The 25,763-nt window shown below is 74.0% G+C and carries 19 protein-coding genes; 11 read left to right on the forward strand and 8 right to left on the reverse strand.

Features of this window, described 5'->3' with window-relative positions; all coding sequences use genetic code 11:
- Window positions 1-2 precede the first annotated feature (2 nt).
- A complete protein-coding gene (locus ACZ5DC_RS01605) occupies window positions 3-968 on the reverse strand; it encodes a lytic polysaccharide monooxygenase auxiliary activity family 9 protein (protein ID WP_468648290.1) in 966 nt (321 codons plus the stop codon).
- A 430-nt stretch (window positions 969-1,398) separates the two neighbouring features.
- On the opposite strand from ACZ5DC_RS01605, the gene ACZ5DC_RS01610 reads away from it, so the two are divergent.
- Window positions 1,399-2,046, forward strand: a complete 648-nt coding sequence (locus ACZ5DC_RS01610; RefSeq protein WP_468648292.1) for a ScbR family autoregulator-binding transcription factor — start codon at window positions 1,399-1,401, stop codon at window positions 2,044-2,046.
- 22 nt (window positions 2,047-2,068) lie between these two features.
- Window positions 2,069-3,289 (forward strand): damage-control phosphatase ARMT1 family protein, encoded by a 1,221-nt coding sequence (locus ACZ5DC_RS01615; protein ID WP_468648294.1) that lies wholly within the window; start codon window positions 2,069-2,071, stop codon window positions 3,287-3,289.
- On the opposite strand, the gene ACZ5DC_RS01620 is transcribed toward ACZ5DC_RS01615, so the two are convergent.
- On the reverse strand, window positions 3,266-4,531 hold the full coding sequence (locus tag ACZ5DC_RS01620; protein WP_468648296.1) for a cytochrome P450: 1,266 nt from the start codon (window positions 4,529-4,531) through the stop codon (window positions 3,266-3,268). The genes ACZ5DC_RS01615 and ACZ5DC_RS01620 overlap by 24 nt on opposite strands.
- Window positions 4,528-5,328 carry an alpha/beta fold hydrolase gene (locus tag ACZ5DC_RS01625; protein ID WP_468648298.1) on the reverse strand — a complete coding sequence of 267 codons (801 nt, stop codon included), beginning with the start codon at window positions 5,326-5,328 and terminating at the stop codon, window positions 4,528-4,530. The genes ACZ5DC_RS01620 and ACZ5DC_RS01625 overlap by 4 nt, the downstream gene beginning before the upstream one ends.
- Before the next feature lie 152 nt (window positions 5,329-5,480).
- Between ACZ5DC_RS01625 and cyc2 the strand changes: the two genes are divergently transcribed.
- The 5 genes from cyc2 to ACZ5DC_RS01650 all read left to right on the forward strand — a co-directional run bounded on the left by cyc2 (window position 5,481) and on the right by ACZ5DC_RS01650 (window position 12,672).
- Complete coding sequence (gene cyc2, locus ACZ5DC_RS01630) at window positions 5,481-7,634, forward strand: germacradienol/geosmin synthase Cyc2 (RefSeq protein WP_468648300.1); 2,154 nt, start codon at window positions 5,481-5,483, stop codon at window positions 7,632-7,634.
- A gap of 129 nt (window positions 7,635-7,763) precedes the next feature.
- A complete protein-coding gene (gene phsA, locus ACZ5DC_RS01635) occupies window positions 7,764-9,638 on the forward strand; it encodes an O-aminophenol oxidase PhsA (protein WP_468648302.1) in 1,875 nt (624 codons plus the stop codon).
- A gap of 142 nt (window positions 9,639-9,780) precedes the next feature.
- Window positions 9,781-10,338: a PDZ domain-containing protein gene (locus ACZ5DC_RS01640; protein ID WP_468648304.1), complete on the forward strand. Its 558-nt coding sequence runs from the start codon at window positions 9,781-9,783 to the stop codon at window positions 10,336-10,338.
- Window positions 10,339-10,556: 218 nt separating this feature from the next.
- Window positions 10,557-11,684 carry an aminopeptidase P family protein gene (locus tag ACZ5DC_RS01645; RefSeq protein ID WP_468648306.1) on the forward strand — a complete coding sequence of 376 codons (1,128 nt, stop codon included), beginning with the start codon at window positions 10,557-10,559 and terminating at the stop codon, window positions 11,682-11,684.
- Window positions 11,685-11,736: 52 nt separating this feature from the next.
- A complete protein-coding gene (locus ACZ5DC_RS01650; RefSeq protein WP_468648308.1) occupies window positions 11,737-12,672 on the forward strand; it encodes a phosphotransferase in 936 nt (311 codons plus the stop codon).
- A gap of 42 nt (window positions 12,673-12,714) precedes the next feature.
- Here the strand turns inward: ACZ5DC_RS01650 and treZ are convergent, their stop codons facing one another.
- Window positions 12,715-14,460: a malto-oligosyltrehalose trehalohydrolase gene (gene treZ, locus ACZ5DC_RS01655; RefSeq protein ID WP_468648310.1), complete on the reverse strand. Its 1,746-nt coding sequence runs from the start codon at window positions 14,458-14,460 to the stop codon at window positions 12,715-12,717.
- A 177-nt stretch (window positions 14,461-14,637) separates the two neighbouring features.
- Here treZ and ACZ5DC_RS01660 point away from each other — a divergent pair, with 177 nt between their 5' ends.
- Both ACZ5DC_RS01660 and ACZ5DC_RS01665 read left to right on the forward strand, forming a co-directional pair.
- Window positions 14,638-15,189: an FHA domain-containing protein gene (locus tag ACZ5DC_RS01660; RefSeq protein ID WP_468648312.1), complete on the forward strand. Its 552-nt coding sequence runs from the start codon at window positions 14,638-14,640 to the stop codon at window positions 15,187-15,189.
- 109 nt (window positions 15,190-15,298) lie between these two features.
- Window positions 15,299-15,712 (forward strand): SSI family serine proteinase inhibitor, encoded by a 414-nt coding sequence (locus tag ACZ5DC_RS01665; protein ID WP_468648314.1) that lies wholly within the window; start codon window positions 15,299-15,301, stop codon window positions 15,710-15,712.
- Window positions 15,713-15,834: 122 nt separating this feature from the next.
- Here ACZ5DC_RS01665 and ACZ5DC_RS01670 read toward each other — a convergent pair whose 3' ends face one another.
- Together ACZ5DC_RS01670 and lpdA are read right to left on the reverse strand one after the other, a co-directional pair.
- The gene (locus ACZ5DC_RS01670) at window positions 15,835-17,085 is read right to left on the reverse strand and encodes a M14 family zinc carboxypeptidase (protein ID WP_468648316.1); all 1,251 of its coding nucleotides are present in this window, start codon (window positions 17,083-17,085) and stop codon (window positions 15,835-15,837) included.
- 137 nt (window positions 17,086-17,222) lie between these two features.
- Window positions 17,223-18,692 carry a dihydrolipoyl dehydrogenase gene (gene lpdA / locus ACZ5DC_RS01675; RefSeq protein WP_468648318.1) on the reverse strand — a complete coding sequence of 490 codons (1,470 nt, stop codon included), beginning with the start codon at window positions 18,690-18,692 and terminating at the stop codon, window positions 17,223-17,225.
- Window positions 18,693-18,792: 100 nt separating this feature from the next.
- Between lpdA and ACZ5DC_RS01680 the strand changes: the two genes are divergently transcribed.
- A complete protein-coding gene (locus ACZ5DC_RS01680; protein WP_468648320.1) occupies window positions 18,793-19,719 on the forward strand; it encodes a LysR family transcriptional regulator in 927 nt (308 codons plus the stop codon).
- 168 nt (window positions 19,720-19,887) lie between these two features.
- Here ACZ5DC_RS01680 and treY read toward each other — a convergent pair whose 3' ends face one another.
- Together treY and glgX are read right to left on the reverse strand one after the other, a co-directional pair.
- Window positions 19,888-22,257, reverse strand: a complete 2,370-nt coding sequence (gene treY, locus ACZ5DC_RS01685; protein ID WP_468648322.1) for a malto-oligosyltrehalose synthase — start codon at window positions 22,255-22,257, stop codon at window positions 19,888-19,890.
- Window positions 22,258-22,620: 363 nt separating this feature from the next.
- Window positions 22,621-24,732 carry a glycogen debranching protein GlgX gene (gene glgX, locus ACZ5DC_RS01690; protein ID WP_468648324.1) on the reverse strand — a complete coding sequence of 704 codons (2,112 nt, stop codon included), beginning with the start codon at window positions 24,730-24,732 and terminating at the stop codon, window positions 22,621-22,623.
- A 199-nt stretch (window positions 24,733-24,931) separates the two neighbouring features.
- On the opposite strand from glgX, the gene ACZ5DC_RS01695 reads away from it, so the two are divergent.
- The gene (locus tag ACZ5DC_RS01695) at window positions 24,932-25,744 is read left to right on the forward strand and encodes a Tat pathway signal sequence domain protein (RefSeq protein WP_468648326.1); all 813 of its coding nucleotides are present in this window, start codon (window positions 24,932-24,934) and stop codon (window positions 25,742-25,744) included.
- The last annotated feature ends 19 nt before the right edge of the window (window positions 25,745-25,763 follow it).

Here is a 25,763-nt window from a genome sequence, read left to right on the forward strand (position 1 = left end):
CTTCAGTGCCGTCGTGGACGGCGCAGCCGCAGAGTGAGGGCGGCGCCCCCGGTGAGCAGCAGCACCGCGGTGGCGCCGCCCGCCAGCAAGGGCGCCGAGGGGCCCGGGCCGCCGCGCCTGGTCTCCGCGACCGGGGCCCCGTCGCCGACGGCGGTCCCGGCCTTCTCCTCACCGCGGGCGGATCCCGCGGCCGAACCGGCCGCCGGTGAACCCGGCTCCGGGGAAGCCGGCGCGGCGGATGAAGCCGACGCGGCCGGTGCGGCCCCTGAACCAGCCGCCGGAGCGGGCCGGGTGGACCCCGCCGCCCCGGCGGCTTTCCCGCGCTGCGGGAAGACCACGTCGGAGCACGCGTAGTACGTGTCCGGCGTGCTGCTGTTCTGCCAGATCGTGTAGAGCACCTGACGCCCCGTCCGGTCCGCCGGGAGCGCCGCGTTCACGCGGTACGCCCCGCCCCGCAGCGGCGGGTCCGTGACCTCGGCGAAGGGGCGCGCGGGCAGGTCGGACCAGGTCAGCGGCCGTGAGGGGTCGTAGCCCTGCTTGGTCAGGTACAACCTGAACGTGCCCGTGTGCGCGATGGTCGACGCGTAGGTCAGCGTCAGGCGGCCGCCGGGCGCCAGCCGCGTCGCCGGCCAGTCCCGCCGGGCCAGGTCCAGCCCCCGGTACGCCGGCAGGTTCCCGCTGCACAGTCTGCCGTCCGGGATCACCTGCCGGTCGCGGCCCGCCACCCCCGCCACCCGCAGGTTGTCCCAGGCGGTGAACGGACCGCCGTTCGCCGCGATCGCCGCGCGGCAGGCCGGCGTCCGGGTGGCGTCCCCCTCGGGGGAGCAGGCGTAGACCCGGCTGACCGGGTCCGTGGGGGCCCCGTGCGCCTGGGCGGGTCCTGCCACCCACGGCAGGAGCAGGAGCGGCGCCGTCGCGGCGGCCGTCCTGACGCTCAGGCGGGCGGTCGTCCGGGTCGTCCGATGCATCCGGCGTCTCCTCGGCGGGCGCGGGAACGGGTTCGCGGAGTCCAGTACGGCCCCGCCGGCCGCCGCGTTCAGCTTGGTCCGGCGCACCCGCGTGCGGGGGGCGCGAAAGCACCGACCGGTTCGGCTGTTTTGCGCCTGCTTCCACACCCCATTGAGGAGTCGGGCGTCCGCCTCGTATCGTGGCGATCATGGGGCGGCGCCTGTCGCCCCGGGGCTGCCTGACAGCGGCCGGCGACGAAGGGGAAACCATGAGGTCTCGCCCGTTGAAGAGGTGCGGAGCAGCCGGCCGGCGTCGAGCGGGGCGATGACGCGTGGCCTGCCGCGCGCGTGGCCCGCCGGACTCCCGTTGCCGCACGGTGAGTTATCGTATGCAACGAGTCATAAACAAACCGCATGTCCTGTTCTTTTATGCGCGAGAAGGGGGTCCAGGATGCCAAGGCAGTTACGTGCCGAACAGACCCGGGCGACGATCATCACGGCCGCCGCCGATCTGATCGACCGGCACGGGTACGAGTCCACCAGCCTGAGCGACATCGTCGCACACGCGAAGGTCACCAAGGGCGCCCTGTACTTCCACTTCGCCGCCAAGGAGGACCTCGCCCACGCCATCCTGGAACTCCAGGCCAAGGCCGCGCGGCAGCTCGTCGCCGACGTCGAGAACCGCGGCAGCTCCTCGCTTGAGGCCCTGATGCGCACCACGTTCGGGATCGCCCGGCTCGCCGTGGAGGACCCGGTGCCGCGCGCCGGACTCCGCCTGGCCACCGCGGACATCGCCGTACGGCCGCCGCTGCGGCACCCGTTCACCGAGTGGCTCGAATTCGCCACCCGCAAGGTCACCGGAGCCGTCCGGGAAGCCGACGTGCACGGTGATCTCGACGTCGGCGTCGTCGCCCACTCCCTCGTCTGCTTCTTCATCGGCACCCGGGTCGCGGGCCGCTCGCTGGAACCGGTCGGACGGCTGCCGCGCAGGGTCGCCGAGATGTGGCACCTCATGATCCGCGGTCTCGTCCCGGTGCACCGCCGCCCCCGCTACGTCACCCTCGCCACGCAGCTGGAGCGGGAGATCCGCACCGCCTGACGCCCGCGATACGGTGACGGACATGCCCGACATCCCCTTCGCACCCGTGATCCTCGGCGACGAGCCCGGTTCGTTCCCGCACAGCGTGCTGGCCGAACGGCACCCCGCGATCATCCGGCAGGTACGGGACGCCTTCCCCTACGGCCCCGGGCAGCACACCGCGCTGGACGAGCTGCTGAAGAGCTGCACCGAGGGGACCGTCGAACCGCTTCCCGCCGACGCCCCGGACCGGGACCGGTGGCACGACTGGGGCCTCGCCGAGCACGCCGGGCGGTCCTGGTACGACGTGCCCTGGCTGTGGGCCGAGAGCTACTTCTACCGCCGGCTGCTGGACGCCGTCGGCTGGTTCGGGCCGGGCGCCTGGCAGGGCGTCGACCCCTTCCGCCCCTTCAAACGCGCCGAGCTCGACGCCCCGGAGACCGACGAGGAACTGGCCGCCCTGGACGGCCTGCGGGACCTGCCCGGGGACGAGCGGGCCCGCGCCTTGCTGCACGGCTCGCTGTGGGGCAACCGCGCCGACCTCGGCTTCCGGCTCTCCGCCGCGGCCGCACGGGCCGGGGAACCCGCCCCCGCGCTGGTCGCCGACGACAGCGAGACCCTGTGGTCGCTGCTGCCGCCCGCCGGGACCGGCACGCTCGTGCTCGTCGCGGACAACGCGGGCCGCGAACTGGTCCCCGACCTCCTGCTGATCGCCCACCTCCTCGCCGAGGGCCAAACCGCGCGGGCGGTGCTGCACGTCAAGCCGTACCCGTACTACGTCTCCGACGCCACCACCGCCGACGTCGTCGACGCGCTGCACCGGCTGCGCGCGGCCCACGGGACGGCCGCCGAGTACGGGCGCCTGCTCTGGTCGGCCATGGCCGACGGGCGGCTCACCGTGCGCGCCCATCCCTTCTCCTGCGCCCCGCTGCCGTACGCGGCGATGCCGGACGACCTGCGCGCCGAGTTCGCCGCGGCCACGCTGACCATCGTCAAGGGCGACCTCAACTACCGGCGTCTGGTGGGCGACCGGCTCTGGCCGCCCACCACGCCCTTCCGGGAGGCGACCGCGTACTTCCCCGGCCCGGTCGCCGCCCTGCGCACCCTCAAGTCCGACGTGATCACCGGCCTGTCCGCGACGACCGAGGCCGGCCTGGTGGCGGCCGAGGGGCAGAGCTGGCGGACCAGTGGCACGCACGCGCTGATCCAGACCGACCCGAAGGGCGGCGGGAAGGGCGCCTCAGGTGACGTGCAGCGGCAGTGACTTGATGCCGTTGATGAAGTTCGACACCAGCCGTCCGGGCGGCCCGGCCGGACGCGGCGGCCGGGACAGGACGCGCAGCACCTCCTCGTGCAGCAGCCGCAGTTGCAGCCGGGCGAAGTGAGCGCCCAGGCACACGTGCGGGCCGTCCCCGAAGGAGACGTGCGGATTGGGGGAGCGGGTGAGATCGAGCCGGTCTGGAGCGGTGAACACGCGCTCGTCGCGGTTGGCCGAGGCGTGGAACACGACGACCTTGTCGCCCGCCCGGATCGCGCGCCCCGCCAGTTCGGTGTCCCGCACGGCCGTCCGGCGGAAGGTCAGCACGGGCGGATGCCAGCGCAGCAGCTCGTCGACGGCGGACGCCACGGCCACCTGCCCGGCGCGCAGCGGCTCGTACGCCTCCGGGTGCTCCGCCAGCGCCAGCAGCCCGCCCGGGGCCGCGGCGCGCACGGTGTCGTTGCCCGCCACGGTGAGCAGGAAGAAGAACATCTCCAGTTCGGCACCGGCGAGTTCGGCGTCGTGGGCGAGCGTCGTCATGACGTCGTCCGCGGGATACCGCCTCTTGTAGGCGGCCAGCTGTCCGGCGTAGGCGAACATGTCCGCCAGCATCGCCGGTGACCGCGGGTTCACCGGCCGGCCGTCCCCGTCCAGCACCGGCGGACCGGCCTCGTCCGGGTCCTGGTAGCCGATGACCCGCCGCGTCCAGCGCAGCAGCAGCCGCCGGTCGCCCTCCGGGACGCCGAGCAGGTCCGCCAGGTTCAGCAGGGCGTACTCGTCGGTGACGGCGGACACCAGGTCCACCGTGCCGTCCCCCGCCCGCGCCGCCTCCACGGCGCCCGCGAGCAGCGTGCGCGCCCGCTCCCGGGCGACCGCCGCGAACCGGTCCACGCGCCCCGGCGTGAAGGCGCGGCTCACCAGCCGCCGCAGCCGCCCGTGCCCCGGCGGGTCCTGGTTGAGCATCATCCGCCGGATGAACGGCAGGTCCTCCGGGTCCGGGTCACGGATCTGGGTCGCGCCGGCGTACGACGAGTACGTCCCCGCGTCCTTCAGCACGCGCACGACGTCCGCGTGCCGGGTCACCGCCCAGAACCCCGGCCCGGCGGGCCAGCCCAGCACCTCCGGTTCCTCCTGCCAGACCACCGGATGGTGGTCGCGCAGCACGCGGTAGTCGCCGTAGGGCACCCCGGCGGCGTACCGGCGCGGATCGAAGACGTCCGGGACCGGCGGCGCCTCCCGCGCGCTCACGCCACCCCGCCCGCCCCGGTGCCGCCCGGGCCGTCGGCCCGCAGGAAGTCCTCGACGGCACGGACCAGGTCCAGCGGTGTCTCGTCCATCGCGTAGTGACCGGCGCCCGGCAGCAGGGCCAGCTCCGCGCGCGGGTACCAGGCCAGCCAGGTCTGCCGCACGACCTCCGGGGACAGCGCCGGGTCCAGCGCGCCGGCCACGGCCAGCGCCGGCACCTCGCTGCCCACGACGTCGGCGGTGAAGTCCTCGCCCGCCCACGAGTCCAGCCAGGCCCGGAACGCCTTCGGGTCGCTGCGCTCCAGCGAGCGGGCGACCATCCGGTCCAGCCAGGCGGCGGGCCGCCGGCCACCGGTGGTGAGGTCGATGATCGCGCGCCGGTTCTCCGCCCGGTGCGCCGCGTCCCTGAACAGCGCCGCCTGCTCCCCGGCCAGCGGCATTCCGGACGCCGGCACGGGGGACACCCCGGCGATCCGGCGCAGCCGGTGCGGGGCGACGGCGAGCAGCCGCTGCGCCACCGCGCCGCCCATCGAGTGCCCGACCACCGAGAACCGCTCCCAGCCGAGCCGGTCCGCCAGCCCCACGAGGTCCACGGCCGCCTCGGCCGTCGTGTACGAGCCCGTCGCGTCCCGGGCCTCGCCGTAACCCCGCAGGTCCACCAGCGCGTAGCTGAAGGAGGTGCGGTCCAGGTCCGGCAGGACGGCCGCGTAGGCGGACCGGTCGGCGAACCAGCCGTGCACGGCGAACACCTTGTGGGCGCCGTCGCCGTGCACCTCATGGGGCAGCACGAAGGAGGTCATGCGCCTACCGTGGCCCGCGCGCGCGGACCCGGCAAGGGACCCAACGCCACAACCGCCCACCGGAGTTCCAGGTTTTCCGAGCGGTTCACGCGATGGTGTGATCATGTGCCGCCGGACGGATGGGCGTCCGGGGCCACGGGTAGGGCCCGGCCATGACGCAGCCGTTCGAACTCCCGCACTTCTACATGCCGTATCCCGCGCGGCTCAACCCGCACCTGGACGAGGCCCGGGCCCACTCCACCCGCTGGGCACGCGACATGGGCATGCTGGAGGGCTCCGGGATCTGGGACCAGGCCGACCTGGAGGCGCACGACTACGGCCTCCTGTGCGCCTACACCCATCCCGACTGCGACGGACCCGCCCTCTCGCTGATCACCGACTGGTACGTGTGGGTGTTCTTCTTCGACGACCACTTCCTGGACATGTACAAGCGCACCCCGGACCGGGCCGCCGGCAAGGCCCACCTGGACCGCCTGCCGCTGTTCATGCCGCTCGACCCCGGCGCCCCCGTGCCGGAGCCGGAGAACCCGGTGGAGGCCGGCCTGAAGGACCTGTGGGCGCGGACGGTGCCGTCGATGTCCGTGGACTGGCGCCGCCGCTTCTCCGTCGCCACCGAGCACCTGCTCAACGAGTCGATGTGGGAACTGTCCAACATCAACGAGGGGCGCGTCGCCAACCCCGTCGAGTACATCGAGATGCGCCGCAAGGTCGGCGGCGCCCCCTGGTCGGCGGGGCTCGTGGAGTACGCGACCGCGGAGGTGCCCGCCGCCGTCGCCGGCACCCGGCCGCTGCGGGTCCTCATGGAGACCTTCTCCGACGCCGTCCACCTGCGCAACGACCTGTTCTCCTACCAGCGCGAGGTCGAGGACGAGGGCGAGAACAGCAACGGCGTGCTGGTCCTGGAGAAGTTCTTCGGCTGCACCACCCAGGAGGCCGCGGACACCGTCAACGACGTCCTCACCTCACGGCTGCACCAGTTCGAGCACACCGCGCTCACCGAGGTCCCCGCCGTCGCCCTGGAGAAGGGCCTCACGCCCGCCGAGGCCACCGCGGTCGCCGCCTACACCAAGGGACTCCAGGACTGGCAGTCCGGCGGCCACGAATGGCACATGCGCTCCAGCCGCTACATGAACAAGGGCGCGCGCCCCAGCTCGCCCTGGCACGCGCCGAACGGCCCCGGCACCTCCGCCGCCGACGTCGGCGCACTGCTCGCCTCGGCCGCGCAGGACCGGCTGCGCGCCTACTCCCACGTGCCCTACCAGAAGGTCGGCCCGTCCCGCATCCCCGACCTCTACATGCCCTTCGAGCTCCAGCTCAGCCCCCACCTGGACCGGGCCCGCGGCAACCTCGTCGACTGGTGCCACGGGATGGGCATCCTCCAGGAGGGCGTCTGGGACGAGGACAAGCTCGCCGCCTACGACCTCGCGCTGTGCTCCGCCGGGCTGGACCCGGACGCCACCCCCGAGGCCCTCGACCTCAGCGCGCAGTGGCTCGCCTGGGGAACCTACGGCGACGACTACTACCCCCTGGTGTACGGCCACCGCCGGGACCTCGCCGCCGCCCGGCTGACCACGGCCCGCCTCTCGCAGTGCATGCCGGTGGAGGGCGCGCCGACGGTCGTTCCCGCCGACGCCATGGAACGCGCGCTGATCGACCTGTGGACGCGCACCACGGCCGGGATGACCGCCGGCCAGCGGCGCACCCTCAAGACGTCCGTGGACAAGATGACCGAGAGCTGGGTCTGGGAACTCTCCAACCAGCTGCAGAACCGCATCCCCGACCCGGTCGACTACCTGGAGATGCGGCGCTCCACCTTCGGCTCGGACCTCACCCTGAGCCTGTGCCGGATGGGCAACGGCCCGGCGATCCCCGCCGAGGTCTACGCCAGCGGTCCGGTGCGCTCCCTGGAGAACGCCGCCATCGACTACGCCTGTCTCCTCAACGACGTCTTCTCCTACCAGAAGGAGATCGAGTACGAGGGCGAGATCCACAACTCGATCCTGGTCGTGCAGAACTTCTTCGGCATGGACTATCCGGCCGCGCTCGGCGTCGTCCACGACCTGATGACCCAGCGCATGCAGCAGTTCGAGCATGTGACCGCCCACGAACTCCCGGTGCTGTACGACGACTTCGAACTGTCGGCCGAGGCCCGGACGCTCATGGACGCCTATGTGCAGGACCTGCGCAACTGGCTGTCCGGCATCCTCAACTGGCACCGGGAGGTCGACCGGTACAAGGCCGCATGGCTCGGCCGCCGCGCCCACGGCTTCCTGCCCGGCCGCGCGCCCGTCCTGTCGCTCGGCTGACGGTCGCTCCTCTGACGGTCGCGGAATCTCCGCGTACGGAATGGGGCATTCAGGGAACTTCGGTCAGTCCTCGGGAGTCTTGGGGAGCAAGGGGAACAACAGAGCCAGAACACACGGGGGTGTTCGACCTTGACCGAGACCATCGAGAGGCTCACCGTACGGACCACGGGCGAGCAGGCACCGGCGGGCCGCCAACTGACGCCTTACATGGCGCCGTTGACCGTCCCGCCGGTCCTGCGGCCCGCCGCGGACGACGTCCTGCGCGAGACGGAGATCGCCCTGCGCCCGACCTGGGTGCGCCTGCACCCGCAACTGCCGCCGACCCTGATGTGGGGCTACGACGGACACGTGCCGGGCCCGACCATCGAGGTGCGCCGGGGACAGCGCGTCCGCATCGCCTGGACCAACCGCATTCCCAAGGACGGCGAGCACCCGGTCACCTCGGTGGAGGTGCCGCTGCGCACGGACGGCCGCCCGCAGGCCACCACCGAGCCCGGCCGCGAGGGCGCCGAGCCGAACAAGGACGTCGCCGCCCTGCCCGCCTGGTCGGTGACCCATCTGCACGGCGCGCAGACCGGCGGCGGCAACGACGGCTGGGCGGACAACGCCGTCGGCCACGGCGACGCCCAGCTGTCGGAGTACCCGAACGACCACCAGGCGGTGCAGTGGTGGTACCACGACCACGCCATGAACATCACCCGGTGGAACGTGATGGCGGGCCTGTACGGCACCTACCTCGTCCGCGACGACGAGGAGGACGCCCTGCGGCTGCCGTCCGGCGAGCGGGAGATCCCGCTCGTCGTCGCCGACCGCAACCTCGACACCGACGAGGACGGCCGCCTCAACGGCCGGCTCCTGCACAAGACGGTGATCGTCCAGCAGCGCAACCCGGAAACGGGCAAGCCGGTCTCCCTGCCCTTCACCGGCCCGTACACCACGGTCAACGGCCGCATCTGGCCGTACGCCGACGTGGACCCGGCGTGGCACCGGTTCCGGCTGGTCAACGCCTCCAACGCGCGCATCTTCGAACTGGTCCTCATCGACGAGGACGACCAGCCGGTGCCGGGGATCGTCCACCAGATCGGCAGCGACGGCGGACTGCTGCCGCGCCCGGTGCCGGTCGACTTCGACGCGGAGCTGCCGGCCCTGACCGCCGCGCCGGCCGAGCGGTTCGACCTGCTGGTGGACTTCCGCGGGCTGGAGGGCCGCACCCTGCGCCTGGTGAACAAGGGCCCCAACCAGCCGGCGGGGGTGCCCGACCCGGCCGGGGACGTGCCCTGTCCCGCCGTGCTGGAGTTCCGGGTCCGGGAGGGCTGCGCCGAGGACACCTTCGAACTGCCCGAGGTGCTCTCCGGCTCCTTCCGCCGCCTCACCCACGACACCCCGCACGGCCACCGGCTCGTGCTGCTCACCCCGCCCGCCGCCAAGGGGGCCGGCGGCCACCCCGAGATCTGGGAGATGACCGAGGTCGAGGACCCGGACGGCCTGACGTTCCCGGCCGAGGGCATCGTCCAGGTCACCGGACCCGACGGCACCACCAGGACGTACCGGCGCACCGCGCGGACGTTCAACGACGGGCTCGGCTTCACGATCGGCGAGGGCAGCCACGAGCAGTGGAGCTTCCTCAACCTCGCGCCCATCGTGCACCCCATGCACATCCACCTGGCCGACTTCCAGCTGCTGGGCCGGGACGCGTACGACGTCTCCGGCTTCGACCCGGCGGTGGGCGGCACCCGCACGCCGATCCGGTACGACGCCGGCCGGCAGATACCGCTCGCGCCCAACGAGCGGGGCCTCAAGGACGTCTTCCGGGTGCCGGGCGACCAGATGCTGCGGGTCATGGGCCGCTTCGACGGCGCGTACGGACGGTTCATGTACCACTGCCACCTGCTGGAGCACGAGGACATGGGCATGATGCGGCCCTTCGTCGTCATGCCGCCCGAGGCCCTGAAGTTCGACCACGGAGGGGCGCACGGCGGCCACGGCGAGGGCCACACGGGCTGAGCGGACGGGCCGGAAGGGTGCGCCGCGCACGCGGGCGTGACGGCTAGTACTACCCGCCGTCACCCTCCGCGCAGTCTCATCCTTTCGTGTCTCGTCACGGCCCGCCGCCCCGGGTAGAGCACCAGCCGGAGGCGAGCGAACCATGGAACAGACTGTGTTGCGTCCCAAGCCCATGCCCGGTCAGGACCGGCGGGAGGCCGACACCCCGGACCCCGCCCGTCACCCGCACGCCGCGCCCCGGCGCGGGCGGCGGGTGCGGACCCTGCTGTGCGGCCTGTGCGCCGCAATCGTGCTGGTGCTCTGCGGCGTCGGCGTCGGCACGGTCGGCGCCACGGTGATCGGCATGAGCAGACTCGCCGAGCTGCGGCACCAGGCCCCGCCGCCCGCACCGGCGCCCCCCGCCAGGGCCACGCCCGCGCCCGCCGCCGCCGCGCCCGGGGTCGCCCTGGGCGTGGAGGCCGTCGACGCGCAGGAGGTGGGCGCCCTGGTCGTGGGCGTGCACGTGCCCGGCCCCGGCTACGCGGCGGGCCTGGTCCGCGGGGACGTCGTGCTCCAGTGGGGCGAGGCCCGGGTGGACTCCGCCGCCGACCTGGCCCGGGCCGTGCGGCGGGCCCGCCCCGGCAAGACGGTGCTCCTCACCGTGCGCCACGCGAGCGGCGCCTACCAGCAGTTGGCGGTGACCCCAGGGGTGGTGATCTGACCCGGTCCCGCCCCACCATCGCCGCGGAACGGCGGTCACCCCGGGAAACCCCCTGGTCACCATCCGTCCCCCAGGTCATCATGGACCCATGCCGAGTGCCCTCTCGACGTACTGCGGGACGCCGGTCCGCGGGACCGGCTCGCGTGGGTCCGTGCGGGCGGGCAGGATGCTGCCCGAGACGCCAACGCCCCGTTTCCCCACCCGCGCCGGAGGCCCGGATGACCGGTAGTACGCCCGCGCCCTTCACCGCCGCCGACCACAGGGCCCGCATGGAGCGTGCCGTGCGCTCCGCCGGGGACGCCGGCCTCGCGGGGCTGCTCGTGGCGCCGGGACCGGACATGGTGTGGCTGACCGGCTACACGCCCACAGCGGTCACGGAGCGGCTGACCGTGCTCGTCCTCGTGCCCGGCCGGGACCCCGTGCTCGTCGTGCCCGCCCTGGAGGCCCCGGACGCCGAGCGGGCCGCCGGTGCCGCCGCGCTGACCCTGCGCGACTGGACCGACGGCAAGGACCCCTACGCCGTCACCGCCGGTCTCCTCGACGGCCGCGGCCGGTTCGGCATCAGCGACAACACCTGGGCGATGCACCTGCTGGGCCTCCAGCGGGCCCTGCCCGGCACCTCCTACGCCTCCCTCACCGACGCCCTGCCCATGCTGCGCGCCGTGAAGGACGCGGCCGAACTGGAACTCCTGGCGGCCGCGGGCGCCGCCGCCGACCTGGCGTTCGAGGAGATCCGGAAGGTCCCCTTCGCCGGCCGCCGCGAGTCCGACGTCGGCCGGGACCTCGCCGGCCTGCTGCGCCGCTTCGGCCACTCCCAGGTCGACTTCACGATCGTCGGCTCCGGCCCGAACGGCGCCAACCCCCACCACGAGGTCGGCGACCGCGTCATCCGGCCCGGCGACATGGTCGTCCTCGACTTCGGCGGCCTGAAGGACGGCTACGGCTCCGACACCACCCGCACCGTCCACGTCGGCGAGCCGACCGAGGAGGAGCGCCGGGTCCACGACGTGGTGCGCGCCGCCCAGGAGGCCGGTTTCCAGGCCGTACGCCCGGGCGCGGCCTGCCAGGAGGTCGACCGCGCCGCCCGCGCGGTGATCACGGACGCCGGCTACGGCGAGTACTTCATCCACCGCACCGGCCACGGCATCGGCGTCACCACGCACGAACCGCCGTACATGATCGAGGGCGAGGAACAGCCGCTCGTGCCCGGCATGTGCTTCTCCGTGGAGCCCGGCGTCTACCTGCCCGGCCGCTTCGGGGTGCGCATCGAGGACATCGTCACGGTCACCGGCGACGGCGGGCGCCGCCTCAACAACACCACCCGTGAGATGGTCATAGTGGACTGAGGGACCCGAGGAGAGAACGTCCGACGACACCCGGAACGGCGACGCGCGACCCATGATCCAGGCACCGACACCCACCGCGGACACCGTCCGCAGACTGGTCCGCTCGCTGCTCGAGGAGGGCGGCGACGGCACGGGGGGACCCGCCGTGCGGCCCGTGACGGAGGACCGCGAGCACACCTGGTGGGTCGGCAGCCGGCATGTGCTGCGCCTCGCGCCCGACCGCGAGGCCTCCGTCCGCCGCCGCCGTGAACTGCGCCTGCGCGAGCTGGTCCGCCCGCAGCTGCCCGTCGCCGTCCCGGCCAGCGTCGCGCACGGCGAGTGGGCGCCCGGCCTCGCCTACACCCTCGACACCCGGGTGCCCGGCGGCACGGCCGACGAGTACGACGTCTCCGCCGTCGGGGAGGCCGACCTCGCCGGGCTGCTCGGCGGACTGCGCACGGTGCCGGCCCGCCAGGCCGAGGCGCTCGGCGTGCCGCGCACCGCGCCGCGCTCGCTGGAGGCGCTGCGCCGGATGGCCGTCCACGCGGCCGAACGGCTCGCCGCGGCCGACGAGTTCGACCCGGCCCGGCTGCACCAGCTGACCCCGCCCGGCGCGGCCCAGCTCACCGCGCAGCCCGGTTCCGCCGTCCTCACCCACCACGGGCTGACCGGCGCGCACGTGCTGGTCAGCGCCGACGGACGGGTGCGCGGCATCCTGGACTGGACCGCGGCGTCCCTCGGCGACCCCGCCGAGGACATCGCCGGGCTCGCCCTCGCCGTCGGTTCCCCGCCGGCCGTGCGCGCCGCCACCCTCGCCGGCTACGGCGCCCGCCCCTGTCTGCGCGGCCTGTGGCTGGCCCGCTGCGACACCGTCATCCGCCTCACCGACCGCCTGGAAGGCCGTACGGCCGGTTCCCTGCCCCTGCTGCGGACCCAGCTGCGGCGCGCCTGGGAGCCGATCCTGCTGGAGCGGGTGACTGACCTCCAGGAGGACGAGCCGGAGCCCTGACGGGGCCGCGAGGGCCCCTCAGGGCCGTGCCGGCACCGGTTCTCAGGGCTGGGTGAGCACCACGCACGACTCCCCGGGCACCTGGAGCAGCCCGTCCGGGCCCGGCGTCCCGACCGGGTCCCAGGCCGCGAGGACCTCCACCCGGCCGGTGCCCAGCGGGATCGCCACCGGCTCCTTGCCCAGGTTCACCGCCACCCGTACGTCGCCGCGCCGGAAGGCCAGCCAGCGGGCGTCCTCGTCGTACGCGACCTTCGTGTCGGCGAGGTCCGGGTCGGTGAGGTCGGGCTGGGCGTGGCGCAGCGCGATCAGCTGCCGGTACCAGGCCAGCACGCGCGCGTGCGGCTCGCGTTCCGGCTCCGACCAGTCCAGGCAGGACCGCTCGCGCGTCGCCGGGTCCTGCGGGTCGGGCACGTCCTCCTCGGCCCACCCGTGCGCGGCGAACTCCCGCCGCCTGCCCCGCCGTACCGCCTCGGCCAGCTCCGGGTCGGTGTGGTCGGTGAAGAACTGCCAGGGCGTGCCGGCCGCCCACTCCTCGCCCATGAACAGCATCGGCGTGAACGGGGCGGTCAGGGTCAGCGCGGCGGCACAGGCCAGCAGACCGGGGGAGAGGTGCGCGGAGAGCCGGTCGCCCTGGGCGCGGTTGCCGACCTGGTCGTGGGTCTGGCTGTAGCCGAGCAGCCGGTGCCCGGCTACGCGCGCGCGGTCCAGCGGCCGGCCGTGACGGCGGCCCCGGAAGCTGGAGTACGTGCCGTCGTGGAACCAGCCGCCCGTGAGCGTCTTGGCGAGCGCCGCGAACGGATCGCGCGCGAAGTCGGCGTAGTAGCCCTGCGACTCGCCGGTCAGCGCGGTGTGCAGGGCGTGGTGGAAGTCGTCGTTCCACTGCGCGTGCAGTCCGAGGCCGTTCTCCGCGCGCGGGGTGATGAGGCGCGGGTTGTTCATGTCCGACTCGGCGATCAGGAACAGCGGCCTGCCCACCTCCTCGGCGAGGCCGTCGACCGCCGCCGACAGCTCCTCCAGGAAGTGGCACGCGCGCGTGTCGTACAGCGCGTGCACCGCGTCCAGCCGCAGACCGTCGATCCGGTAGTCCCGCAGCCATGCCAGCGCGCTGCCCAGCAGGAAGGCGCGGACCTCGTCCGAGCCGGGCGCGTCCAGGTTCACCGCCGAACCCCACGGCGTGGTGTGCGTGTCCGTGAAGTACGGCCCGAACCGCGGCAGATGGTTCCCCGAGGGCCCCAAGTGGTTGTGCACGACGTCCAGGACGACGCCCAGACCCAGCTCGTGCGCCCGGTCCACGAAGCGCTTCAGGGCCTCCGGGCCGCCGTACGGCTCGTGCACCGCCCACAGCGACACGCCCTCGTAGCCCCAGCCGTGCCGCCCCGGGAAGGGACACAGCGGCATCAACTCCACGTGCGTCACGCCCAGTTCCACCAGGTGGTCCAGGCGGGTGGCGGCGGCGTCCAGGGTGCCCTCCCGGGTGTACGTGCCCACGTGCAGCTCGTACAGCACCGCGCCCGGCAGCCCGCGCCCCGCCCACCGCGCCCGCCACGCGTACCGCTCGTGGTCCACGACCGCGCTCAACCCGTCCGGGCCGTCCGGCTGGCGGCGCGAGCGCGGGTCGGGCAGCACCGGGCCGTCGTCCAGCGCGAACCCGTACCGGGCGCCGTCCCCGGCCTCCGCCTCGCCCGTCCACCACCCCCCGCGCGCGGGATCGCGCGCCAACGCGCGCGTGGTGCCCTCGCAATGGAGCGTCACTCGGTCTGCCTGCGGTGCCCACACCTCGAACTGCACGGACGGTTCCCCTTCGTCTGTTCACCGTGATGTCCCGCGTCTCCATCGTGCCGCCCCGGACGATCAATCCGCTCTCGAATCGGCCCTTTGCCGCGAGGTGTCGCGGAAGTACCCACGGACCGGCACCGATTCCCCGGATTCTGGACACCCGGGGTTCACTGCCCGACAATCACCAGCGTGACGTCGTCCTTCGAGTTCTCCACCTATCCCGCGCGCCTGTCCGACGCGGAGCGCGACCAGGCGCTGCGGGTGCTGCGCGACGGCGTCGCCATGGGCCGGCTCTCGCACGACACGTTCGTGCGCCGCATGGAACTCGCGCTCGCCGCGCGCCGCTCCGACGAACTCGCCGCCCTCGTCGCCGACCTGCCCCGGGACAACCGCTTCTCCCGCGCGCTCCTCGGCTCCGTGGAGGCCGTCTCCGGGTTCACGGTGCGGCTGCGGCGGGCCTGGCAGGCCGAGCGGCTGCCCAAGCTGCAACTGCCGCACCCGGCGCACACCCATCCGCTGCGCATCGGCCGCGACCCGGCGAACGGGCTGCGCCTGAACCACGAGACCGTCTCCCGCGTGCACGCCGAACTCCGCCACCAGGGCGGCCTGTGGGTCCTCAGGGACCTGGGCTCGACCAACGGCACCACCGTCAACGGCCGCCGGGTGATCGGGGCGGTCGCCGTCCGCGAGGGCGACCAGGTCGCCTTCGGCAGGATGGCGTTCCGGCTCGCGGCGAGCTGAGCCCCGCCCGGCCGGTCCCGTTCGAACGGACGCGCAGCCACGCGCGCGTGCGGTGCCGATCGGGTGAGCCGCACTGCGGAAGGCGGGCCGCCGTGCCGATGCAACGGGCATGACGTACATCACCAGAGCGGCAGCGGCGGCCGGCGCCCTGCTGACCGCGGCCGGCCTCCTCACCGCGGGGCCGGCCCAGGCGGCCTCCCGTGACGCCCTCCCGGGCAACTGGCTCTACCTCACGGTCACCAAGGGCGACGCCCGGTCCAGCGACACCCGCGGCACGCTGCTGCTGTGCGAACCGCCCCAGGGACACGCGCGCGCGTCCGAGGCCTGCGCGGAACTGGCCGCCGCCGGCGGTGCCATCGAGCGCATCCCGGCCAGGCATGTCTTCTGCCCGATGATCTTCGCCCCGGTGACGGTCCGCGCGCGCGGGCGGTGGGACGGGCGGCCGGTCGACTTCCAGGACACGTACACCAGCGCGTGTGTGATGCGGGCGCGGACGGGATCGGTGTTCGCCCTGGACGGCTGACGGGCGGGGCGACGAGCAGGGGGCGCGCTGGAGTGCGTGAGCCGGCACGCGGGTGCGTTCGGCACGCCGGCTGGGCGCGCCCTCCCCAAGCACCGGCTCCGCGTACCCGCGCCGTCCTCGGCTCACGCCGCCCGGTCGCGGGCCTGCTGCGCCGCCACCAGTACCGTCCGGGACTGGTGCTCCACCTGGTGCTCCAACGGCACCCAGCGGGCCCGGAACCGTTCTGCGAAGGCGTCGCACCAGGTGGCCACGAGCTGTTCCAGGCGCGGCGCCGCCCGGTCGTCCGCCTCCCGCAGCACCCGCAGCAGCATCGCCGCGGCCCGCAGCGGCAGCCGCCGGCCGAACGCGTCGACACTGCCGACGTACGCCATTGTCGTGCCCGCCGGGGACGTGTGGGTCCAGTCCTCCGCGAGGCCCGGGATCAGCTCCAGCGCCCACCGCGCCGCCCGCAGCAGCGGCCCGTCCACGCCCTCCAGCCGGGGCAGCGCCTCGGCGAGGATCCGCTCGACCTCCCGGGAGTCCCGCAGCAGCCGCGTGGCCAGGCGCCGCATGGCCGCCGCCGGCGCCGGGTGCGGCGCCGGGTCGTCCACCAGGTCGCTGGCCCACATCGGCACCTCCACCACGGCCGTCAGACCCCCGTACCGGTGCGCGTGGTACCAGGTGCTGTGCCGGGCGTCGTCCGGCAGGCTCGGGTAGGCCACGCCCGTCTCCGGGCCGGGCATCACATGCACCCCGGGACCGGAGGCCGGCCAGCCCGCCGCGTCCGAGGCCCCCGTCTCCACCGGGATGTGCAGCTCCGCCGCGGACTTGGCGAACGGCTCGGCCAGGCCCGGCACGTCCTTGGTCAACTGCACCCAGCTGCCGCCCAGATCGGTGCCGTGCAAGGTCACCTGGAGGTACGGGCGCAGTTCGTCTATGACCCCGGTCAGCGTCCGGGTCTCGGGCGGCAGCCGGTCCGGCGGCAGCACCGACGGCGACCACTCCGGCTGCTCCGCGCCCGTGGGCCGGTAGAAGCCGAGGTGGTACTCGAGCAGGCTGCGCGGCGCCGGGGTGACGTGCAGACTCGCGCCGTCCGGGTCCGCGCACAGCAGGAAGTGCCAGGAGGTGTCCGTGCGCAACTCGCGTTCCGCCAGCACCCTTTCGGCGAGGACCCGCAGGGTGGAGCCGCCCGTCGGCTCGTTGGCGTGCGCGCCCGCCACCACGAGCACCGCGCGGCGGGCGTGCCCCACCGACAGCAGGTGCAAGGGTCTTCCCGCGCGTGAGAGGCCCACCTGGCGCAGCGCGCACAGCCCGGGTTCCTGAGCCGCCAACGCCTGAGCGGCGGCGACCAGTTCGGGAACGCTGGGATAGCGCAGCTCCGGCAGAGGACTCACCCCCGACTTGTCCGCCCGGCTTCGCACCTCCCAGTCCCGCACGCGAAGGGTGAACTGTCAAGCATCGGGCGGAGCGGGCTCCCGGCAGCGCCCGGACGCGGTGGCCCGCCCGGCCCGCGCCCCCGCGTTCCGTGGGTTCACTGCTGGTGCAGGCCGCGTCCCGCGAGCGTCAGGAACACCTCGCCCACCGCCTCCGACAGGGTGGGGTGCGCGTGCACGTGCCGGGCCACGTCGGAGGGTTCGGCGTCCCAGCCGACGATCAGCTGGCCCTCGGCGATCATCTCCGACACGTTCGGGCCGACCAGGTGAACCCCGAGCACCTGCCCGCCGCCGGCCTCCGCCACGACCTTCACCATGCCGCCCTGGCCGTGCACCATCCCCTTGGCGACGGCGGTCAGCGGCATCGTGTTGACGTCGACCTCGTGCCCACGCGCGCGTGCCTCGGCCTCGCCCAGGCCCACCGAAGCGGTCTGCGGCGAGGAGTACGTCACCCGGGGCACGGCCGCGTAGTCGACCGGAGGCGACTCGAGACCGGCCACGGTCTCCGCCACCAGCAGCCCTTCCGCGAAGGAGGCGTGGGCGAGGCCGAGGGAGGGCGGCGGGAGCAGGTCGCCGACGACGTGGACGCCCGGCACGGCCGTCTCCAGCCGGCGCCAGTCCTGCGGTACGACGAACCCCCGCTCGTCCGTCGTCAGCCCGGCCGCGTCCAGGCCCAGGCCCTCGGTGACGGGGGCCCGGCCGACGGCCACCAGCAGCCGCTCCGCCGTCAGCGTCCGGGTCTCTCCCCGCGCGGTCCGCACGCGCGCGCGTACGCCGTTCTCCAGCAGCTCCGCGTCCAGCAGCCGCGCCCCCGCCTGCACGTCGATGCCGCGCCTCTTCAGACCGCGCGTGAGGTGCCGGGCGACGTCGGCGTCCTCCAGCGGCACGATCCGGTCGGCGGCCTCCACCAGGGTGACCTCGGCGCCCATGGACCGGTGGAAAGAGGCGTACTCCACCCCGATCGCGCCCCCGCCGAGCACCAGGACCGATGCCGGGAGCCCCGGCGCGAACAGGGCGTCGTCGCTCGTCACCACGCGCCGTCCGTCCGGATCGAGCCCAGGGAGCGTGCGCGGGCGGGAGCCGGTCGCGAGAACCAGTGCGCGGCGCGCGGTGAGATCCCGCACGCCCGGCGCACCTTCGGTATGCGCGCCCCGCGTATGGTCCGTACCCGTGCTCTCCACCCGCACCGTGCGCGCTCCGGTCAGCCGCGCGCTGCCGCGCACCACCCGCACGCCCGCGTGTGCGAGGTGCGCCTCGACCCCTTTGTGGTTGCGCGCCACGATGTCGTCCCGGGTGGCCACCAGGGCGCCCCAGTCGACGGAGTCCACGGTCGCCTTCACGCCCCAGCGCTCGCGTGCCTCGGCGATCCCGTCGACCAGTTCGGCGGCGTGCAGCATCGCCTTGCTGGGGACGCACCCGCGGTGCAGGCACGTTCCGCCGACCTTGTCGCGTTCGACGAGGATGACGTCCAGGCCCAGGCCGGCGGCGCGCAGAGCGGTGCTGTAACCGCCGGTGCCGCCGCCGACGACGATCACGTCGGATGTATTGATGCCCGTGTCGATGGTCATGGCATCCACCCTCCGTCCACCCCTTGTCATGAGTCCAAGGCAATGTTCTTGTGGACTCCATGCACGATCTTCATGGCAGAACGGGGAGAGGTCCGGGGACGTGAGCCTGCGCCAGATGGAGTACTTCGTGACGGTCGTCCAGGAAGCGTCCTTCACGCGCGCGGCGGACGCCCTGCACGTCACCCAGCCCGCGCTCTCGCACCAGATCAAGGCACTGGAGCAGTCGGTCGGCGGCGCCCTGCTGGAGCGCCTGCCCCGGGGGGTGCGCCTCACCCCGATGGGCCGTGCCTTCCTGCCGCACGCCGAACTCGCCGTCCGCAGCGCCGCCCAGGCCCGCCGCGCGGCCCGCGCCACCGCCGGCGCCGAGGGCGGCGAGCTGCACGTCGCGGCCCTGCACTCCATCGCGGTCGGCACCCTGCCCGACGTCTTCGCCCGCTGGCGCGCGGCCCACCCCCACGTCCTGCTGCGCCTGCACGAGTACGCCACCGCCGAGGCCCTGGAGGAGGCGGTGCAGCGCGGCACCGCCGACCTCGCCATCGGCCCCGAGCCCTCCGGGCGGCCCGGCACCGTCGTGCCCGTCGGCGAGGAGGAGGTCGTCCTCGTCGTGCCCTTCGACGACCGGCTCGCGGGGCGTACGACGGTCACGCTCCCGGAACTCGCCGACCACGCCTGGATCCGCTGCGCCATGGAACCCGTCGTGCACGGCGAACGCTTCCTCGACCGGGCCTGCGCGAACGCCGGGTTCCGGCCCCGGACCGCGGTGTGGACCGAGCACACCTCGACGGCCGTCCGCATGGCCGCCGCCGGCGTCGGGGTGTGCGCCGCGCCCGCCCACATCGTGCGGGGGGCCGTCGGCGAGGACTGCGTGGTCCTCACGCCCGACCCGCCCTGGAGACGCCCCCTGACCGTCTACGCGCGCGTGCCGCCCACGGGCGCCGCCGCGGCCTTCGTGGACCTCCTGCGCGCGGCCTGGCCGCCCCCGGGCCCCCACGGCCCGGACGAGGTCTGCGAGCCGCCCGAGGCCTGACGGGGCGCGGGAAGCAGCGCGCCGTACAGCGGTGTGCCGGGTGACCGGCCCGGGCGGTGGTGCGCCGGGCCGGCTGGTCCACGCGGCAGCGGTTCGGCCGGCCGAGAGGCCGTGCGCCCTGCCGCCCGCGGTCCCGCACCACCGTCCGCCGGTCGCGTCCCGGCGTCCTCAGTCCTCCGCCACCCGTTCCAGCAGGGCCACCGGCAGGTGGTCCAGGAGTTCCGCCAGGGGCGCCTCGCCGGTGAACTCCCGGCCCGGGGCGAGGACATCCGCCCAGCGGCCCGGCGGGAGCGGGAGACGGGTGTCCCGCCAGCCGCCCGCCTCCGAGAGCCGCAGGGACAGCCGGGTCACCGCCGTGACCACCGATCCGGAGCGGGCGAACGCCACGCAGTGGTCCGCCGCCGGGCCCTCGGCCGTCAGCGGCTCGTACGACGCGTCCGCGCCGAAGGCGTCCGGGCGCCGGGCGCGCAGCCGCAGCGCCGCCGCCGTCAGCGCGTCCTTCTCGCCGGGCGCCTCCGGCGGGAACGCCACCGGCCGCCGGTTGTCCGGGTCCACCAGTGCCCGGTACTCGCCCTCCGTGCCCTGGTACACGTCCGGCACCCCCGGCATCGTCAGGTGGACCAGCGCGGTGCCGAGGACGTTGGCCCGCACGTACGGCTCCAACGCCTTCCGGAACGCCGCCACGCGCTCGCCGGGCGGCCCGCACGGCCCGGCGGCGACGAAGGACGCCACCGCCTCCTCGTACGGCGGTTCCTGTTCCGTCCAGCTGGTGTACATGCCCGCCTCGCGCACGTGCTTGAGCAGCGCCTGCTGGACCCGTTCCTCCTCGGCCGGCCCCAGCCCGAAGACCGTCTGCCAGGCGGCCCAGGCCAGCTGTCCGTCCGGCGCGCCCTCCTCGGGCAGGGTCACCTCGGCGAGCAGTTCCGCCCAGCGGGCCGGGCACTCGGTGAGCACGGCCAGCGCGGCGCGCACGTCCGCGCTGCGCTTGGTGTCGTGCGTGGAGACGACCGTGCCGGTGAGCGGCCAGTCGCGCTGCACGCGCGCGCAGTACGCGTGGAAGTCCTCCGGGTACACGCCCGGACTGCCCGGATCGCCGCCCACCTCGGTCGCCGACAGCAGCGGCACGTAGCGGTAGAACGCCGTGTCCTCCACCGACTTGGCGCGCAGCGCCGACGCGGTCTGCGCGAACCGGGTGCGGAACTCCACCCGGTCGGCGTGGTCCGGCGCCGACGGGTCACCGGGCGGCTCGACCAGCAGCCGGCGCACGACGCCGACGGCCTCCGCCTCCTCGGGCACCACGAAGGCCAGCCGGGCCTCCTCGGCGGCTCCCTCGGTGATCACGGCGGACGCGTCACCGGAGGCGTACGGCCGGTAGACGCGCATCCGGACCAGCAGCTCCTCCACGGCCGTCCGCAGCGCCCAGGGCGCGCGGTCGCGCAGCGACAGGTCGGGCGAGGCGGCGCACAGCCGGGCCGCCACCCGGGTGAGCCGGTCGGTCTCGGTGGCCAGCTCGTGCGTGAGCACCTTGTACGCGGCCCGCCGCACCGTCGCCTCCCAGTTGCCGCCCCGGTCCGTCTGCGGCGCCGCGAACGCCCGGTAGCGGCCGAGCAGTTCGTACGCCCCGGTGCGGTCCGTGAACAGGCCGTCGACGTGCCGCAGGGCGTCGTAGCCCGTGGTCCCCGCGACGGGCCAGGAGCCCGGCAGGTGCTCGTCGTCGGCCAGGATCTTCTCCACGACCGTCCAGCGCCCGCCGGTCACCTCGTGCAGCCGCGCGAGATAGCCGTCGGGGTCGGCGAGCCCGTCGGGATGGTCGATGCGCAGCCCGTCGAACACGCCCTCCGACAGCAGCCGCAGGATCGTGCCGTGGGTGGCGTCGAACACCTCCGGGTCCTCCACCCGCACCCCGATCAGCTCCGAGATGCTGAAGAAGCGCCGGTAGTTCAGCTCCGTGCGGGCCAGCCGCCACCACACCGGGCGGTACCACTGGGCGTCCAGCAGCCGGGGCAGCGGCAGGTGCTCGGTGCCGGGGCGGAGCGGGAAGACGTGGTCGTGGTAGCGCAGCACGTCGCCGTCGGCCACCAGGTGCGCCAGTTCCGAGCCGACCGGGCCGCCGAGCACCGGCAGCAGCACCCGGCCGCCCTGCGCCTCCCAGTCGATGTCGAACCAGCGCGCGTACGGCGATCCGGGCCCCTCGCGCAGCACCTCCCAGAGGGCGGGGTTGTGCCGGGGGGCCATCGCCATGTGGTTCGGCACGATGTCCACCACCAGGCCGAGGCCGTGCTCGCGCGCCGTGCGCGCCAGCGCACGCAGCCCCTCCTCGCCGCCCAGCTCCGCGCGCACGCGCGTGTGGTCGACGACGTCGTAACCGTGCACGGAGCCCGGGACGGCCTCCAGGACGGGGGACAGGTGCAGGTGCGAGACGCCGAGCGACGCCAGGTACGGTACGGCCGCTTCGGCGGCGGCGAACGGGAAGGCGGGCTGGAGCTGCAGCCGGTAGGTGGCCGTGGGCACCTTCGGTCCGGGTCGCGCAGAAGTCATGGGAACCTACGTACCCCGCTCGCCGTCTTTCGTGTCATCGACCTCTGCCCGGATCACGCGCGCGTGTCCGGTTCCGGACGCCGGGCGGCCGGGGAAGCGGGGGCGGCGGAGCGCGGTGCCCGCGTGGTACGCCGGACGGCCGAGCACCCCGGCCGGACCGACGGCTGCCAGACCGACGACTGGAGGGCCGACGACTGGCGGGCCGGCGGCTGCCAGACCGGGGAGCGCGGGCCGAGCGATGCGCGCACCGCCCGGCACCGCACGCGGGGGCCGCCGAGACGACCCCCACGCGCGCGTAGGCAGCGGCGACACCCCTACGCGCGCGTCGGAACGGCTCCCCGCGGTGCGCGACCCTCGCGGGCCCTAGGCCGGCCTTTGCAGCACCGTCAGGCTGCGGTCCGGCAGGGTGATGCGGTCGCCGGCCGCCACCTTCGCGCCCGCTCCCGGCGGCACCCCTTCCGGGCGGGCCGTGTCCACGACCACCTGCCACTGACGGCCGTGGTCGACCGGCACCAGGAAGTCCAGCGGCTCGGCGGAGGCGTTGAACATCAGCAGGAAGGAGTCGTCGGTGATGCGCTCCCCGCGGGGGTCGGGCTCGGAGATGGCGTTGCCGTTCAGGAACACGGTCAGCGCGGACGCCTGCGCCGAGTCCCAGTCCTGCTGGGTCATCTCGCCGCCCTCGGGGGTGAACCAGGCGATGTCGGACAGCTCGTCGTGGGTGCCCTCCACCGGACGGCCGTGGAAGAAGCGGCGCCGGCGCAGGACGGGATGGTCGCGGCGCAGCCACACCATCGCCCGCGTGAACTCCAGCAGATCGCTCTCCAGGGACTCCGGCCAGTCCAGCCAGGACAGCTCGTTGTCCTGGCAGTAGGCGTTGTTGTTGCCGCGCTGGGTGCGCGCGAACTCGTCGCCGTGGCTGATCATCGGCACGCCCTGGGACAGCATCAGCGTGGCGATGAAGTTCCGCATCTGCCGTGCGCGCAGCCCCAGCACCTCCGGGTCGCCCGTCTCGCCCTCCGCGCCGCAGTTCCACGACCGGTTGTGGCTCTCGCCGTCCCGGTTGTCCTCGCCGTTGGCGTCGTTGTGCTTGTCGTTGTACGAGACCAGGTCGTGCAGCGTGAAGCCGTCGTGGCAGGTGACGAAGTTGATCGAGGCCAGCGGACGGCGGCCGTCGTCCTGGTACAGGTCGGAGGAGCCGGTCAGCCGGGAGGCGAACTCCGCGAGCGTGCGCGGCTCGCCCCGCCACAGGTCCCGGACCGTGTCCCGGTACTTGCCGTTCCACTCGGTCCACAGCGGCGGGAAGTTGCCCACCTGGTAGCCGCCCTCGCCCACGTCCCACGGTTCGGCGATCAGCTTCACCTGGGAGACCACGGGGTCCTGCTGCACCAGGTCGAAGAACGACGACAGCCGGTCCACCTCGTGGAACTGCCGGGCGAGGGTCGCCGCGAGGTCGAAGCGGAAGCCGTCGACGTGCATGTCGGTCACCCAGTACCGCAGCGAGTCCATGATCAGCTGGAGCACGTGCGGGGACCGCATGAGCAGCGAGTTCCCGGTGCCCGTGGTGTCCATGTAGTAGCGCGGATCCTCCGTCAGCCGGTAGTACGACGGATTGTCGATGCCCTTGAAGGACAGCGTCGGACCCAGGTGGTTGCCCTCGGCGGTGTGGTTGTAGACCACGTCCAGGATGACCTCGATCCCGGCCTCGTGCAGCGCCCGGACCGCCGACTTGAACTCCAGCACCTGCTGGCCGCGGTCGCCCCAGGAGGCGTACGCGTTGTGCGGGGCGAAGAAGCCGATGGTGTTGTAACCCCAGTAGTTGTTCAGGCCCATGTCGACCAGCCGGTGGTCGTTCACGAACTGGTGCACGGGCATCAGCTCGATCGCCGTCACCCCGAGCTTGGTCAGGTGCTCGATGATCGCCGGGTGGGCGAGGCCCGCGTAGGTGCCGCGCAGCTCCTCCGGCAGCCCGGGGTGACGCATGGTCAGGCCCTTGACGTGGGCCTCGTAGATCACCGTGTGGTGGTACTCGGTGCGCGGCGGGCGGTCGTCACCCCAGTCGAAGTAGGGGTTGATCACCACCGAGGTCATGGTGTGCGGCGCCGAGTCCAGGTCGTTGCGCCTCTCGGGCTCGCCGAAGTGGTAGCCGTACACCTCCTCGCCCCACCGGACCGACCCGCTGATCGCCTTCGCGTACGGGTCGAGCAGCAGTTTCGCGGAGTTGCAGCGCAGTCCCCGTCCGGGGTCGTACGGTCCGTGCACCCGGAACCCGTACCGCTGTCCGGGCATCACGCCCGGCACGTACGCGTGCCGCACGAACGCGTCGCTTTCGCGCAGTTCCACCGCCGTCTCCGAGCCGTCGTCGTGCAGCAGACACAGCTCTACTCGGTCAGCGGCCTCCGTGAAGACCGCGAAGTTGGTTCCGGCGCCGTCATAGGTGGCGCCGAGCGGATACGCCTCGCCAGGCCAGACCTGCATGGATACGACTCTCCCAGGTGTGCCGTCCGCCGGGGGCCGCGTCGGCCCCGAGTCTCGTCCGAAAGTGAGGCAACCTCCCGTGGCTCGCATGCCCTCTTATCAAGTGACCAGTGCGCTCGGCGGTTCTGGTACCCGCCGTGCGCCGAACCAGCGGGGCAGATACGTACTCCCGGGGACCAGGGGGGAGTAGGGGGAGAATGTGCGTGAGACAGTCCACCGCCATCTGGGCAAAGTACTGACCGGTGCGGCCCTCGCGGCGGCGGGGACCGCCGCGATGGTGGCGGTCACCCTGCCGGGCACGGCGGGCGCGGACGACTCCGCAGGGGCGGGCGGAGGCACGCGGGCCGCACGGCAGGCCGGGCAGGACCCGGACGCCGCACCGCCCGGCGTCGTGGAGCCGGCGCCGGCGGAGGAGAAGCAGGGCACGGGCCGTGACCCGCTCACCGACGACGAGCTGCGACGGGTCGGGCAGATCGCCGCGGCGGGCCGGCTTTCGGCCACCGCCCGGGACGTCGACGGCGACCGCGGACCGCAGCGGCTGAGCGTCGACCTCGCCGAGCCGGAGGCCGCCGAGGCGGACGACCCGGACGCACCACGCCGCGCCGACGTCACCTTCTACGACTACCGGAACGACACGCTCGTCACCAGGACGGTCAACCTGAGGACCGGGAAGGTCGAACGGAGCGGCACCCAGCAGGGCGTCCAGCCGCCGCCGAGCCGCGCCGAGAACGCCGAGGCGGCCCGGATCCTGATCGCGAGCCCGCTGGGCGCGGGCCTCAAGGCGGACTACAAGGACGCCACCGGCAAGGACCTCACCTCGCCGGACCAGCTGGAGCTCAGCGGCGGGATCTACGAGGCCTCGCCGGGCGCCCAGCCCGCGGTGCTCGACACGTGCGGCGTCCACCGGTGCGTGCGGCTGTTCTCCAAGGTCCGCAACGGGCCGTGGATCGACACGAGGGACCTCGTGATCGACCTGAGCGCCCGCAAGACCGCCGCGCTCGACCGCGGCTGACCGGCCGCCGCCCGACCCA

It is taken from the genome of Streptomyces sp. NPDC031445 (genome assembly GCF_055581365.1).

What these genes read in the sequence shown, in the direction of transcription:
- ACZ5DC_RS01605 (WP_468648290.1), bottom strand. Translation starts at nt 968, where the DNA reads ATGCATCGGACGACCCGGACGACCGCCCGCCTGAGCGTCAGGACGGCC.
- ACZ5DC_RS01610 (WP_468648292.1), top strand. Translation starts at nt 1,399, where the DNA reads ATGCCAAGGCAGTTACGTGCCGAACAGACCCGGGCGACGATCATCACG.
- ACZ5DC_RS01615 (WP_468648294.1), top strand. Translation starts at nt 2,069, where the DNA reads ATGCCCGACATCCCCTTCGCACCCGTGATCCTCGGCGACGAGCCCGGT.
- ACZ5DC_RS01625 (WP_468648298.1), bottom strand. Translation starts at nt 5,328, where the DNA reads ATGACCTCCTTCGTGCTGCCCCATGAGGTGCACGGCGACGGCGCCCAC.
- cyc2 (WP_468648300.1), top strand. Translation starts at nt 5,481, where the DNA reads ATGACGCAGCCGTTCGAACTCCCGCACTTCTACATGCCGTATCCCGCG.
- ACZ5DC_RS01640 (WP_468648304.1), top strand. Translation starts at nt 9,781, where the DNA reads ATGGAACAGACTGTGTTGCGTCCCAAGCCCATGCCCGGTCAGGACCGG.
- ACZ5DC_RS01645 (WP_468648306.1), top strand. Translation starts at nt 10,557, where the DNA reads ATGACCGGTAGTACGCCCGCGCCCTTCACCGCCGCCGACCACAGGGCC.
- ACZ5DC_RS01650 (WP_468648308.1), top strand. Translation starts at nt 11,737, where the DNA reads ATGATCCAGGCACCGACACCCACCGCGGACACCGTCCGCAGACTGGTC.
- ACZ5DC_RS01665 (WP_468648314.1), top strand. Translation starts at nt 15,299, where the DNA reads ATGACGTACATCACCAGAGCGGCAGCGGCGGCCGGCGCCCTGCTGACC.
- lpdA (WP_468648318.1), bottom strand. Translation starts at nt 18,692, where the DNA reads ATGACCATCGACACGGGCATCAATACATCCGACGTGATCGTCGTCGGC.
- treY (WP_468648322.1), bottom strand. Translation starts at nt 22,257, where the DNA reads ATGACTTCTGCGCGACCCGGACCGAAGGTGCCCACGGCCACCTACCGG.
- glgX (WP_468648324.1), bottom strand. Translation starts at nt 24,732, where the DNA reads ATGCAGGTCTGGCCTGGCGAGGCGTATCCGCTCGGCGCCACCTATGAC.